The organism is Halogranum amylolyticum, assembly GCF_900110465.1.
Classification (GTDB): Archaea; Halobacteriota; Halobacteria; order Halobacteriales; family Haloferacaceae; genus Halogranum; species Halogranum amylolyticum.
This window is the reverse complement of sequence record NZ_FODV01000009.1, coordinates 1-12933: the sequence shown is the minus strand read 5'-3', so window position 1 is coordinate 12933 and position 12933 is coordinate 1. Positions and strand designations below refer to the sequence as shown.

Annotated in this window: 15 protein-coding genes; 14 read left to right on the top strand and 1 reads right to left on the bottom strand. The window is 50.2% G+C overall.

Going from position 1 to position 12933, the window contains the following annotated elements:
• The first annotated feature begins 1 nt into the window (after position 1).
• The 13 genes from BSG17_RS28940 to BSG17_RS15315 all read left to right on the top strand — a co-directional run bounded on the left by BSG17_RS28940 (position 2) and on the right by BSG17_RS15315 (position 11437).
• A complete protein-coding gene (locus BSG17_RS28940) occupies positions 2-304 on the top strand; it encodes a DUF7563 family protein (protein ID WP_449271718.1) in 303 nt (100 codons plus the stop codon).
• Positions 301-951, top strand: coding sequence for a hypothetical protein (locus BSG17_RS15360; RefSeq protein ID WP_089825656.1), 651 nt, complete (start codon positions 301-303; stop codon positions 949-951). Before BSG17_RS28940 ends, BSG17_RS15360 begins: the two co-directional genes overlap by 4 nt.
• A gap of 206 nt (positions 952-1157) precedes the next feature.
• A complete protein-coding gene (locus tag BSG17_RS15355; RefSeq protein ID WP_089825654.1) occupies positions 1158-1550 on the top strand; it encodes a DUF8023 family protein in 393 nt (130 codons plus the stop codon).
• A 227-nt stretch (positions 1551-1777) separates the two neighbouring features.
• Positions 1778-3112 (top strand): Env/VP5 family phage fusion protein, encoded by a 1335-nt coding sequence (locus BSG17_RS15350; protein ID WP_139246637.1) that lies wholly within the window; start codon positions 1778-1780, stop codon positions 3110-3112.
• Between the two features lie 27 nt (positions 3113-3139).
• Positions 3140-3901, top strand: coding sequence for an Ig-like domain-containing protein (locus tag BSG17_RS15345; RefSeq protein WP_139246635.1), 762 nt, complete (start codon positions 3140-3142; stop codon positions 3899-3901).
• Between the two features lie 36 nt (positions 3902-3937).
• Positions 3938-5053, top strand: coding sequence for a hypothetical protein (locus BSG17_RS15340; protein ID WP_089825648.1), 1116 nt, complete (start codon positions 3938-3940; stop codon positions 5051-5053).
• 43 nt (positions 5054-5096) lie between these two features.
• Positions 5097-5594 (top strand): hypothetical protein, encoded by a 498-nt coding sequence (locus BSG17_RS15335; RefSeq protein ID WP_089825646.1) that lies wholly within the window; start codon positions 5097-5099, stop codon positions 5592-5594.
• Positions 5595-5625: 31 nt separating this feature from the next.
• Positions 5626-6327 (top strand): DUF8063 family protein, encoded by a 702-nt coding sequence (locus BSG17_RS26075; protein ID WP_139246633.1) that lies wholly within the window; start codon positions 5626-5628, stop codon positions 6325-6327.
• A gap of 1 nt (position 6328) precedes the next feature.
• Positions 6329-7186 carry a hypothetical protein gene (locus BSG17_RS15325; protein ID WP_089825642.1) on the top strand — a complete coding sequence of 286 codons (858 nt, stop codon included), beginning with the start codon at positions 6329-6331 and terminating at the stop codon, positions 7184-7186.
• Complete coding sequence (locus BSG17_RS15320; protein ID WP_089825640.1) at positions 7179-8198, top strand: hypothetical protein; 1020 nt, start codon at positions 7179-7181, stop codon at positions 8196-8198. The genes BSG17_RS15325 and BSG17_RS15320 overlap by 8 nt, the downstream gene beginning before the upstream one ends.
• A 949-nt stretch (positions 8199-9147) precedes the next feature.
• Positions 9148-9477: a hypothetical protein gene (locus BSG17_RS26070; RefSeq protein WP_139246631.1), complete on the top strand. Its 330-nt coding sequence runs from the start codon at positions 9148-9150 to the stop codon at positions 9475-9477.
• 137 nt (positions 9478-9614) lie between these two features.
• On the top strand, positions 9615-10673 hold the full coding sequence (locus BSG17_RS26065) for a hypothetical protein (RefSeq protein WP_139246629.1): 1059 nt from the start codon (positions 9615-9617) through the stop codon (positions 10671-10673).
• A gap of 137 nt (positions 10674-10810) precedes the next feature.
• A complete protein-coding gene (locus BSG17_RS15315; protein WP_089825638.1) occupies positions 10811-11437 on the top strand; it encodes a tyrosine-type recombinase/integrase in 627 nt (208 codons plus the stop codon).
• 35 nt (positions 11438-11472) lie between these two features.
• On the opposite strand, the gene BSG17_RS26060 is transcribed toward BSG17_RS15315, so the two are convergent.
• A complete protein-coding gene (locus tag BSG17_RS26060; RefSeq protein ID WP_139246627.1) occupies positions 11473-11883 on the bottom strand; it encodes a hypothetical protein in 411 nt (136 codons plus the stop codon).
• A gap of 402 nt (positions 11884-12285) precedes the next feature.
• Here BSG17_RS26060 and BSG17_RS27525 point away from each other — a divergent pair, with 402 nt between their 5' ends.
• A complete protein-coding gene (locus tag BSG17_RS27525; protein WP_139246625.1) occupies positions 12286-12627 on the top strand; it encodes a hypothetical protein in 342 nt (113 codons plus the stop codon).
• Positions 12628-12933 lie beyond the last annotated feature (306 nt).

Genomic DNA, 12933 nt, shown 5'->3' with positions numbered 1-12933 from the left:
CATGACGCAAACATGGCACTTCGGAAAAGACAACGAAAAGCGCGAGAATAGCACGCGAGACCCCGCTAACTGCCGGTATTGTGGCAGTCATGTCGGCCAAAAATTCCGAAAGGTATTCGGGGATAATTCGGATATTGCATGGGCGTGCAAATCGTGTCTAACCGACGATCTACCCGTTAATTATCGGGATTCGATTCGTAAGGGAGCGTGTGCTGACCCGGAAAAGCGCGACCAGATGATTTTGGATGCGCAGTCCGGGGTGGACGCGACTCAGAACACCGAAAATTCGGAGGTAGAAGCATGAATATTGACGATTCCGACTTCGAACTATTGGCGTCTGCGAAACATCACACAGACCGACTCGACGGCGTTGCTGACGCGGGTCGCGTGGTAGTGATTGATGTTCCGAATAACGTGTTCCAAGCGGCGAAACGTCAGGGACGAAAGCGGAACAGTCAGCATAACGGGTCCGGGAAAGTTGACGGCGACTCACAAGCCGCGCATGAACGCGGATTAGTCGCTGAAATGGCTGTCGCGTGGTATCTCGGATCTGAACTTGATATGGATTTGATGTCGTCGGGTGATGACGGTGTCGACCTTCGCGTGAATGGTTTGACGGTGGATGTGAAGTCGTGTAGACCGAAATTCGCGGATGATATGTTGGTTGATACAGATTGCATTCACAAGCGCGACAATCCGGCTGACGTGTTCCTGTCGACGGCTGTGGACATGCGGTATGGCGTGGTTTTCCTTGTGGGGCAGTGTTCGCGTGAAACCGTCGCTAATCAGGATGCGCGAAAGTATCCGAAAAAACGGATTAATTACGTGGTCGATGTTGATGACCTCCAGTCCCCGACTCAGCGTCTGTCTGACCCGGGTTTTAATCCGGCGCCGGAGTTGGATGTTGGCGGTCAGACGGATGGTTTTGTGGCGGCGTCGCAGCTCGACTGAACGTTCTTTCGCTTCTTTTTCTTTCGTTTTTTGTGTGAGGTTTGGGTCGCGTCCACCCCCCGATGTAAGTCTTTTAAACGACACTTGTCCACCCCCAGTGAACCGATTTTGATAGTGACGCAGAACGCCGAAACATGTGTTTCAGCGCCTCACTCGCAAATTTTCGCGAGTAGTCACATCCAAACGGTTCAGGAAAAGTAACAACAATGGTAGATATTCAACGAATCCTCGATGAATTGGATGCGGTGGCAGGTACAGTATACACACTAATGACTTTCGTGACGTCGGAACTCGTCACGATGAACTCTCCCGATCTCAATATTAACTTCACCGATTCGATTATCTCGGTGGTTGGGTTTGACGTTACACTCGCGCTGCTGCTTAGTGTCGTCTCATTCGGTTATATCGGAGTCACGAATGAATTTGACCCACGAGATGTTAACGTCGTTGGGCAGTCGATGTTCGTCCTCGGGCTCTCTCTGACGGTGCTGATGCACTGGGTTCCGCAACTCCATAGCGCGATTACTGGCGGTATCATCGGCAAAGTCGTCTACATCATCCCGATGGCGGCACTTGCAGGGTACGCTGCGTACAAGTAATTACTATGTCTGGGAATAGTCTGAAAAGTGCGTTCAGCGTCGTGTTAGCGCTGCTTGTCGTCAGTCAGGGTTTAATCGCTCCCGTGAGCGCTGCATCGTCGGATTATGACAGTCAGTGTTCTGACATGGACGCGTTAATCTATGACGCTTGGACTTACGGGAATTGGCTCGCTGACGCTGACAATCCGTGTTCCAAGCAGTATCAGGTTAACAGCGCAATCACGGATATGAAGGAGTCAGACCAAGAGCAGACGAAAACCGATATCTACGCCGCTGCATCCAGTCAGAAGGCGGCGTCGGAGGTTGGCGCGACTGTTTCCGACAATTACATCAATTCGAGTAAAACAGTTGCGTGGAGTAAAGCCGAAATCGCGCTTGCTGAAGCCTACGATAACGGGTCGACTGAATCCGTCGCGGAATCTGATGCTAAGACGGCTGTTGAGGACTATTACAGCGTCCAAGAAATGAATCAGATTAAGCAGTGGAACGCGACGATTAGCGCGGCTGACACTGCCGAAAACACGTCTGACATGGAAAACATATCGGATGACTATGTGTCCATCCGGTATTCTTACGATTCGCAAACGTACACTGCCGAAAATTGGTCGGTTGTCACGCGGTCTGTGACATTGGCTAACGGCACGTCTGCGGATGTTAAAGCGGTTAAAACCACAGACACGCAGACCACGTCGGATATTGTTATCGGTCCTAACGGACCGATTGTCCATGACGGGGACGTTCAGACTGAATCGTGGTCCACGTCAGCAGATACGACGAATCACGTGGTGTGGGGTATCCGTGTTAGTCCGCCGGATTCATCCTATGACAAACTGAAGTTTGTCGAATTCGCGGATTACGAAAAATCATGGGACCGCATCAACCAGTCCAACGCGGACCTGAAGAACGAACTCGGTCCATTCGCGACAAGCACTTACGACGCGTATCAGAACGGTGAAATCGAAAGTCAGGACGTGCTTTCGAAAAACACCCGGATGATGGAATACGGGACGGATGGACGCGCATCGAATGCGTCCATGTACGATTCCGTGGCGGCACTGTCCGCGATGGGCGTGGATACGCCTAATCTCAACGGTACTGGGATGATGACCGTGTCGCATAACGGCCAGGAGACAACCGGGATGCTGATGGCTCACAACGCGCCTGACGATCAGTGGCGCGTCGGGAAAACCTACAACGCGTCTAACATCAGCGGTCCCGTGTACGTCGCATCGTCTGATGGTAAAGAGGTGGCGCTGAACGGAGAATTCGAGATTGTGTCGATGACGAACACAGACGGCGAGCAAATCGCGTCTGTTGACACGACACAGTACGACTACCAAATCGCAGATACATCGGAATACACGTCGCTTCTGGACGAAATGGCGGAACTCCGTCAGGAGATCGAGGAGCGTGAACCGGATACCACGACTGGTGGGTCATCTGGTGGTCTTCTTGATGACTTGATTAACGAGTATGGCAAATCCGCCGTCGTTGGGTTTGCTATCGTCGGTCTGGTCGGTATATTGGTTCTCAAACAACTTCTCGACCTCTACACCCCCTAACGTTAGAGGTCAATTCACTTCACAACAATGTTTACAAAATTCGCAGATTCGATTCGCGGTAGTACAAATCCGACGCGAGGAGCACTGCTCCTTGCGCTTGTAGCAAGTATTCTGATTCCGGCACTGGCGTTTGGAGGTGTCGGAGACGTCGCTGCAACAGATGGTTCCACACACAACGTGACCATTACTGACCCGGCCAACGGAACGACTGTCGCTCCGTTTGAATCGGTCAACTTCACCAGCGATAACGAAAACGTGAGTAGCGTCGAATGGTACGCTAACGGCAGTCAGATAGACAATTCCACCAACACCTCCCATGAATTCGACACCGTAGGAGACTACACTGTCGAACTCAAGGGCTTGAACAGCTCTGGTGACGTTGTTGCGACGGATAGCATCACGGTGAATGTCGAGCATCCGGTCAACAACACTGTCGATGTTAACGTCACGAATGAGACCTCCTCGATTTTTGTCGAGGCTGAAAACGGGACGCTTGACATCGTCGTCGACGACGAAAACGGCACGCAGCTGAATCAGACGACCTACACTTTCGGTGACTCGCTTGAACTGACGGAGTTCAATGTGAGTTCCGATTCTAATGTCACGTACAGTGTGCATTACGAAGGTAACGCGTCCAGCGTTAACGTCGGTACATTCGACTCTGACGGGGATAAGACGGTTGTTGGCGGGTCTACTGACGAAATCAGTCTGAATCTGACCACCGAGGAAACGGTACTGGTGTTGATTGTGCTTGCTGGCGGCGCACTGCTTGTTCTGAGTAAGGAGTAGCGCGCCTAACGCGCAACATTCTGACGGTTTTTCAAAATGAGAATTAAAAACTTGGTTAGCGGTGGTGGAACAGTTACCGCGCTGTTGGTCGCGATTATGGTCGTAACCGGCGGCGTCGCAGCGACAGTAACGAACACGGTTGACATCGGAGATGATGAGGACGGAGATTTGGCGGAATGGTCGGGGCACACCGGCAGTTACACGATTGGTGACGGGCTTGTGTCCGGGTCAGACTATTCGATTGTCGGTAGTACTGACGGGTCTGACAAGGAAATTACAAAGGACATTAGCACAGGATATTCCGGCAAGGGTAACATTTCCGTGGCAGTCAATTATTCGTCAGATGGGGGTGTTCGTGAGTTCGTGATGCAGGACGATTCTGGCGTGGATATGTACGGATTGTACGGGAATCCTGGCGGGTCACACGGTCTTCACTGGTCCGCTGAAGGTGAACGAGAGGGAGGGCCAAGTCTGATTGATAATGGGAATCTGACAGCGGGTCAGACGTACCACATTACGATTGACCCGCATCCGGACAACGACACTGCAACGGTGTTTGTTGACGGTGAAGATAAAGGCACGTTCAGTACTGTGTCGTCGACGGCGTCTGATGTGCCTGACGCGCTAAAACTGTCGACTAACGGTGGTAGTTCGACGTCTGAATCGTGGCATGTGGACGCGATTATGGTCACGCAGACTGACACGGATGAAGACGGGACGTATGACTACGCGGACACTTTCCCAAACACCAGTCCGAACAGTATCACGATTAACGCGTCTAACCTTAGCGGAACGCCGGATAGCGCGTATGTCGAGGCGTCTAACGGGTCGTTTGACGTGTCCGTGTCCGCCATCAACAACAGTTCGGAAACACTGGTCGAGTCGCGGTCTGTGTCGGTAACAGATAACGAATTGACGACGGTGGATGTACCGCCAGGATACGACGAATACCGGATTAGCACCGAAGGTGATGCGGATATTGCGGATCGTGGTGTGTTCACCAGTGATGGTGTGTCGGTTAGTGTCGGCGGCGCATCCGGCAGTGGTGCGACGCTGAACATCCTCGGAGACATTATCACGCTGACAATCGCACAGACTGTGGCACTGTTGGTTGTGGGTGTTGGTGGCGCGATTATCCTGCGGTTCGACTAACGGAATCATCCTGCTTTTCTGTCGTCGCCGCCTATTTTTACTAATGTGGGCTGATGTGTTAACCGTCGTTGGGTTAGTTTTCGACATGTTCGGTGCGATTCTGCTGATTGGCATTGACTGGCGTGTAACCCTGAAATTCGGTAAGACACTGAAACCACGTTTCAAACGTCTTGACAGTATTATCGACCAACTAGGTAACTTCCCCTACGAGGACGCTGAACCGGGTGACGAGGGTTTCGATGACCTATTTGAAGTGCTCTCTATTGAGCCAACAATCGCTCCAGTCCCTGCACAGACCTGGGAGCGTAATCGAATCGAAGCTCCAACTGAGAAACACGGGAAAGCCCGGTTCGTGTTCGTGAGGGCTGACACGGAACCGAATGTGAACATGGATGAGAGTGCGAATATGCGAATGGATACGGTTGAAAATCTCGCTAATCGCTACGTTGAGCGGTGGTTCACCAGATGGGGTGTTCGATTGTTGGTGGTAGGGTTCGGTCTACAGATTTTGTCGACAGCTCTCCCTTATCTTTCGGTGTAAGTCTTTTAACGGGTTTTTGTCAAGCACCAGTATGCAGAAACGACGGGTAGCAGTGCTAATCACAGTGGTTTCAGCGGTTTTGATGATTGGCAGCACGCCGGTTATCGCCTCGAACAATACCACCACGAGTTCGACAGTAACGCCAACAAACAATACGTCCACGAATACGGGGGTGAACGCGCCTCAATGGAACGTTAGTTCGAATGTGAACGTGACAGTGGAAAACCCACTGAACAATTCTGATTCAGAATCTTCTAACGAGAACACGACGACGATTCTGCATCAGGTCGGTCCACAGACGCAGATTATTGGTATGCAGACGCATCCTGACCAAGGGTCGATCACGATTAAGATTCGGACAGAGTCTCCGAACAGAATCACGGTGATTGACGCGTGGTCGGGGATTGACGCGTCATCATCCGGGGCGATTAATCAGAATAAGAAAACCGTCACAGTACCGTCTGGAACTCACCAAATCACAATTCCTGTAACCGAGACTAATGGCGTGTCAGGCGTGATTTTGTCGACACAGTACCAGCAGTCTGACGGATACTATTTGCCGGTTGACAAACCCGGTAATTTGCTGAATTTGCGGGGGTCGTGGACGGATTATCTTGTGTCAATTGGTGCTGTGGGTGGTGGTATCGGTGTTCTCGTGGGGATTATCGCGGTGTACCGGTCTCTGAAGTGGAAACTGAATTCGGGTTGGAACAACGTATTCGAGGAACTCTAAGATGAACAAGTCAACTAAAAAACGACTGAAGCGTGACGCGAAACGGAAAGCGCAGAACAAGGCTGATAGCGTTAAGAATCTTGATTTGAGCCTTGAACTATCTCTGACTAATCTGCTGATTGTCGGGCTTATTGGCGTGGGTGTGTGGACATTCATGGGGAACAAAATCATCATCACAGACTCGCAAAAAGTATTCATCGGGTCCGTGATAGGCGTCGGATTCTTGCTATTCCCCGCGAGCGCTTGGATTACGCTGCAAATGTGGGACCCGAAAAAGACGTTTGTTGTGAAGGTGGATGCGTCCATCAAATCTGTCGTAAACATGTGGTACGCATCTCCGGATATGTGGCAGGATGTAACCATGGTTTCGGGGGGACCTTACGAGTTCCAGATGCGCGGATATACTGTTAAATTGGTCGACGAGTTCGAGCACGTTGACGATATTAGCGAAAGCGACGAAATCGCGAAACACGTCCCTGACGACGCAGAAGGATACGTCGCTACAGGGTCGTGGCTCGATGAAGCGGATGACAGCGAAATTCTGTCTGAGCGTGAGAATATTCGGGCTAATCGGCGTCGGAATAACTTGTGGTCGATTGTCGGTAGAAAGTTGTACATCTTGAAGGAACAAATCGCGCAGGACGTTGAAGACCAACATCATCACGAGCTTCAGAACAGGTCGATGGAAATGACGCTGTTCGACGGCGGCGATAGCGTGAAGGATGCTATCGGGAATCGCGTCCCTGAATTCCGTGACCTGGACGAGAATAAGCCGATGGAGGATGTGATCGAGGACGAGATATTGGAGGCGTTGAACAATGAGAACACGCAGGAAACGGCGGTGAATTCAGATGAGTGAACAAAATCGGTGGGTTAGCGCAGACCTTCAAGAAGCGTTGAAAGCGGAGAATTTGGAGGGATTAGAGCAAGCAGGGTATGTTAGTCGTGACGACTTAGAATATTTACTGTCGTTCAAGCGCAGTGTGCCGAATGCGACGGAAACTGATCGGTGGGATGAACTGGTTGGGAACGCAGTCAGCAGAAAGATGAATACGGCGGTTAGTAACGGTAATGTGTCGGTTATGGCACACGCGACAGGTGCGCCGCGTGAGCGCGTGGATATGTCGTCGTGGCAGGCTATTGACGACCTCGTTGACTTGTGGTCGCCGGAGGATAACGACGACATGCTGAATCTGATGCTGTACGCGCCGTTACCGCCTGAAGGACCGACAGGCGTCGGTAAGACGGATTTCGCGTATTCGGTGCTTAGTGCGGGGACGCGTGCTTATCCGGGACTAACTATCGCGTCGAACAACACATCAGACGACTTTAAAGACATTCAGTCGTGGTCTGAGCTAAACGAGTGGCTTGAGTCGACTCAGGGAACTAAGGCGTTTTTGCTCGACGAGGCGGCGCAGGTGTTACAATTCGCGGATATGCGCGCCGGGAAAGCACTGTCAAAACTAATCAAACTACTGCGAAAGTACCAGTGCCACCTAATTGTCGTGTCGCACACGGGTAAGGACATCCCGAAAGACATCCGCCGCATGGTGCTCCTGTGCCGGAAAGAAAGCAAGAAGAAAGCGACGATCGGTGTCGGATTAGACGAACAGAACGGGGATATGCAGATCGACAGAACACTGCTGAAAATGAAGAATATTCCGGAAACCCGGCTACACTACGAGTCTATCGACGACAAAGGCACATTCGATTTCGACATGGACGCGGACCAGGACGATTCCGACAGCGACGACAGCGGCGGCGATGCGGATCGTGTGAAGTGTCACGGAACCAAGTCTGACGGGACTCGCTGCGGGTCGCTGACCGAACATGATACTGGGTATTGTCAGTATCATCGCGACCAAGCGTAGGGCGAAGGTTCGCGTGTGCGCGTCGCGCGAGCTGGCACGCGCGCCATTGGCACGGGGGTTGTGGGGTGGGGGGTGGGGGGTGGCCGGATTTTTTGGATGTTTCTGAACGGTTAGTGTACTGAAAAACAGTGCGGGTAGCGTCAAAATGACGCCATACCGCGAGCGAGATGAACACAACGCAAACATGCTCGACATCGGCAGCAACCGCCATCGTCGCCGTACACACACTGTGAAGCCGCGTAACCCAATTCGTCGTTGGGCATTCGGATGTTGACAGTGATTTGGTTTAAGGCTTACACCGCGCCACCCACCTGGAACATGGACGCGGTAGAAGCCTTATAAGCGACACTTGTCCGCGTTCAACTGTGACCTAACATGAATCAGTCACGAGAATTAGTGCGCGAATTAGAAATCGAACTTGAACGAGTCCAGCGTGAGAATCAGGATTTGCGGCGCAAAGTCGAACAACTACAGATGCGGATTAACGGTGAACGATGATAGACGGTGTGTCATTCATCAGTGTGATCCTCGGAGCATTAGTCGCTGACCGCATTATGGCGCGGTATTACACCGGGTCGTGGCGTGGAAAACTGTCAGACATGGGTGACTGAAGTATGACCTGGGAGGAAAAACTGTGGGGGTTTGGGTTCGGAATGGGGGTCCTAACACTGATGGTGATTGTGGGATTGGGTGTCGTATGGGTGTGACGTGTCCGGTATGCGATAATCCGGCGGAATCAACAACTGAACTACAAGGTCATGGACGCGACGCGAAAAATGAAGCATCACTGTCTGGCGACCACTGCGTGCAGTTGCGTGACACGTCAGCAGTCATTTTTCATCACTGATTTTGCGTGTTCGAGGCGCGTCCACCCTGGTCAATATCAGATTCTGAATCGGGAATCGACATGCGGACAGATGTTATAAGTATCGCGAGCAGACCGTTGATTATGACGCAAAAAATGACAGATGAATTGCAGGACCAACTAACGAACAGAGAATTGAACTATATCAAAGATAGAATTAACGACGATGATGACCGGACCCGGATTAATAAATCACGGGCAAAAACTCCGAAAGAGCAAGCTATCGGATGCGTGGGTCTTGGACTGATATCGATTAGCATCCCACTGATCGTGGACTATGTCATCCCGTCGGCAGGACATCCGTTGATGGGAGCTGTGTTTTGGTTGGGCGTTGTGTGTTTGGTATTGGGATTTATCGGTTTTGCACGGCTTGGTGCTAAATCTGTGTTTGGCCGCGTTCAGTCACAATTCTGATTTTGCGGTTGTTCGAGGCGCGTCCATCCCCTGATTCAGAATAGGGAAAAACACACCTGTTCCTAACACGTTAATAGAACGTACTATATCCAAGACATTCACGCGTTTTTAATGTTATAGAACCAGAGCATGGATGTGTGACTAAGTGCTATTTACTGGGGGCAGGTGCGTCACTTGGAAACAACCCAAGCAAACCTGACAACTTGAGTCCGCCTAGTTCTTATGAGTTCTTTACAAAAGGGAGAAAATATCAGATACTTCCATCTGACGACTTTCCAGATCTCTGCAACGCAATTCAGAAACATATCGGAACTAACCAACCAATTGAGTCTTTATCGGAATCAGCGTTAGAAATTGAAATAGAAAACTTCTTAGGAGATTTAGCAGAGAGACATGAGTCAAAAAGAGATAAGAAAGCACAAGCGGCACTAAGCCAATCGTACTATTTTATCTACGAACTCTTGCGAACTTGTAGTTCATTCCATTATCCAGAATTAGAACGCGACTTCTATCAAGAATTAGCGAAAGAATTCAAACGCAATCGCTATTCAATAATTTCGCTTAATTATGATAACTTACTAGAAAATTCGATGTTAGCAGAAGGGTTGGGATGTAATTACGGATTCAAACGGATGACTAATGATGGCCGTAACGTTCCTATTGCGAAAGTTCATGGTTCCATTAATTGGTTTAATTATCTCACGAAGAATATTGCGTTTGGCAAAAGTGGAGACTTCATAGATGTAATACGGTCTGTACATGGGACGATTGTCACAAACAACTTTTCTGATGGGGAACGACAAAGTCTCAGGGTCAAGCCTCCGTCTGAGTTACAAGAGATTCCTTACAGAGAGTTAGCGAAAGCACGGGATGAGCTGTATGAACCCGCTCTCGTACCCCCCATATCCTCATATAAGATATATAATAAGAATAGTGACTATAAAAATGCCTGGAACTTTGCTAGCTCTATGCTAGAACACGCCTCAGAGCTGGTAGTTATTGGATCGTCAGTGAGGAGCCAAGATGATAAGTTGTGTTCGATAATCGAAGATGGCGTGTCAAGTAATATTGATGTCACCTTAGCTGTGGGTGAGAGTACATTAGATGTGAAAGAGAGACTAACTGATCTTATTGGGAACCCTCAGTTCACAGAGTATCGTTACTTCTCAGATTACGTTAAAAACGAACTCCACTGAGTTTAGAAAGAGAAAAAAGCTGCATGTCAGAGCTTCAGACGAGTTTTGGATTCTGTTAATAGATTCCAAAACTCGCCAAGCCTTTTCAATCTCTATTGTCAAAATTCGGTAGACTGAGATACTCAGTCTATCCAATCATGAGCACTTCAACAAATTCCAAAACTCAGCGAGAAACGAAAGCGAAGGTATGGCTCAAACCGAACCAGATCGAGAAAATGAGAAACGCAACGGTGCGCGAATCCGCATCCTACCTCTCCGCGAGAAACGACGCGATTCTCGCACTCCTCTATGACTCCGGTCTGCGTGTCGGCGAGCTCGTTCAACTCGACGTCGCGATGTTCGACCTCGATGAAGGAACACTCGGACTCCCAGCGAACATCCAGAAGGACTATCCCAACGAGAATTCACCGACCTATACGCGAATTGGATTGAAGCCCGAAACGGTGCGCGTTCTCACATCATATCTCAACTCGCGTTGGAAAGACCCTGACGCGCTACTGCCATCCCGTCAATCGGATCGAATGACCGAACAATCAGTGAGAAACGTCGTCGAAGACGCGGCAGTGGCCGCTGACATTGAACCATTCAGTGTAGAACGTGGACGCGGAGACGCGAGTGACGTAAGTCCGCATACCCTACGTCACAGTGTCGCTTACCGGATGATTAGTGTAGAAGAGAAAGACATCTACGCGGTGACGCGCCGTCTCCGACACGCGACAATTCAGACGACTGAGCGAGTGTACGCGCACTTCGACAGAGTCTAACGTACAGTTCCACCAAAATCTCTGTCGCCTCTCGGTTACTCACTCTGATCAGATATAGACTGAGCTTCAGCCTCCGCGAAAAGTGTCGACAGATAGTCTAACGAGACTGATTGGACTTCGGCGAGGTCGTGATAATCCAGTTGGTCCTGCTCAACATCCGAGACGATTTCTTGGCATCCGCGTTCAAAATGTTCGAGGTAGTCATTGGAAACATCGGTAGAAGTTTGCAGCGCGTCAAGTGCGCTACGCGCTGTCCATGATACGATATCGTCTTTGCGCGGTGCTGATGACCGACACATCCAATTCTCGGACACAGCAGAGAGAACGGCAGGAATTGTCACTTTAGCAGCCTCGGGGCATGGGATGAATAGAATTTTGGCTACATCCCCGGCAAAATCCATAGATGCGTACCAAGTTCCGCCTCCGTCTTTCTCCAGAGTCAGCATGGAATAGTTGGCACCACAATACCAGTTAATCGTAATGGCTGACACATCTATTCATGATAATTCGAATACCGGCGTTAGCGCAACTTTCACTGGTCATATCCAGGTTTTGCGGTTGTTATGGGGCGCGTCCATGCAGTTTCCCATCTGATTTTTATAAGCTTGGGGTAGCGGCAACCCTAAAGTGATAAAAATATGCATTATATATCCCTTTAATTCTCTGGAACGACAATAATAGCGTCAGGAGAGATGGGGTGTGGCTATACAATAGCAACGTGGGGGTGTGATTCAGATGCCACTAAACCCGGGTTAGGCTTGGGCGTTCTCTGATACAAATCAAATCTCGACTTGGGGACTGAGACATGGGGATGGGCTTTATAACAAAGTCCCTGACCACCAGTTGCGATGAACGCAAACAACCACGAAAACGAGAACAAGCACGAACTTGAAATCAAACCCGTCTGCACAGGTCCGAACTGCGAAAACATCGCAGACACGCATCCTAACGATCCCGTCGACGGACTCTGTTCCGCGTGTGAGCTTCAGCTCTGCCCCGTGTGCGGAGACAAAATGGCAGGCATTGGACAATGCCGACAGTGCGAAAAGAATCACATTGACCGAACTACTGTCACGCGAGAACAATCCACGGATGGGTTTGTGACAGCCTCCGAGCTGCGCGAAGGCTACGACTGCGACAAGCACGACGACGAATTCCAGTGCGACCTCCTTGGCGACTGCCCAGTCTGAAGCGGTACTGATTTTTCACGCAGACTGTTTCTCAAAGTAGCCTACTTCTCAGTCACATCTGAATCTGAATCATCGTCGAGAACAGACCGAGAACACGGACCGTTACAGAACGGTCTGTTCTCCACCGGTACGAGATTTTAGTACGAAAGAACGTATCCCCCCGGAGAATCACGCGATAGAACCGATAACACGTGGAAATAACTACTGGAAACGCTCTTCTGTAGGAGATTGTTGATACAGTTCAGCTGTTGCTCTAGAATCGAAGAGGGCAAGGGCACCGCGTTAGCGGTGTCCGACACGAATGAT

What these genes read in the sequence shown, in the direction of transcription:
- BSG17_RS28940 (WP_449271718.1), top strand. Translation starts at nt 2, where the DNA reads ATGACGCAAACATGGCACTTCGGAAAAGACAACGAAAAGCGCGAGAAT.
- BSG17_RS15360 (WP_089825656.1), top strand. Translation starts at nt 301, where the DNA reads ATGAATATTGACGATTCCGACTTCGAACTATTGGCGTCTGCGAAACAT.
- BSG17_RS15355 (WP_089825654.1), top strand. Translation starts at nt 1,158, where the DNA reads ATGGTAGATATTCAACGAATCCTCGATGAATTGGATGCGGTGGCAGGT.
- BSG17_RS15350 (WP_139246637.1), top strand. Translation starts at nt 1,778, where the DNA reads ATGAAGGAGTCAGACCAAGAGCAGACGAAAACCGATATCTACGCCGCT.
- BSG17_RS15345 (WP_139246635.1), top strand. Translation starts at nt 3,140, where the DNA reads ATGTTTACAAAATTCGCAGATTCGATTCGCGGTAGTACAAATCCGACG.
- BSG17_RS15340 (WP_089825648.1), top strand. Translation starts at nt 3,938, where the DNA reads ATGAGAATTAAAAACTTGGTTAGCGGTGGTGGAACAGTTACCGCGCTG.
- BSG17_RS15335 (WP_089825646.1), top strand. Translation starts at nt 5,097, where the DNA reads ATGTGGGCTGATGTGTTAACCGTCGTTGGGTTAGTTTTCGACATGTTC.
- BSG17_RS26075 (WP_139246633.1), top strand. Translation starts at nt 5,626, where the DNA reads ATGCAGAAACGACGGGTAGCAGTGCTAATCACAGTGGTTTCAGCGGTT.
- BSG17_RS15325 (WP_089825642.1), top strand. Translation starts at nt 6,329, where the DNA reads ATGAACAAGTCAACTAAAAAACGACTGAAGCGTGACGCGAAACGGAAA.
- BSG17_RS15320 (WP_089825640.1), top strand. Translation starts at nt 7,179, where the DNA reads ATGAGTGAACAAAATCGGTGGGTTAGCGCAGACCTTCAAGAAGCGTTG.
- BSG17_RS26070 (WP_139246631.1), top strand. Translation starts at nt 9,148, where the DNA reads ATGACGCAAAAAATGACAGATGAATTGCAGGACCAACTAACGAACAGA.
- BSG17_RS15315 (WP_089825638.1), top strand. Translation starts at nt 10,811, where the DNA reads ATGAGCACTTCAACAAATTCCAAAACTCAGCGAGAAACGAAAGCGAAG.
- BSG17_RS26060 (WP_139246627.1), bottom strand. Translation starts at nt 11,883, where the DNA reads ATGCTGACTCTGGAGAAAGACGGAGGCGGAACTTGGTACGCATCTATG.
- BSG17_RS27525 (WP_139246625.1), top strand. Translation starts at nt 12,286, where the DNA reads ATGAACGCAAACAACCACGAAAACGAGAACAAGCACGAACTTGAAATC.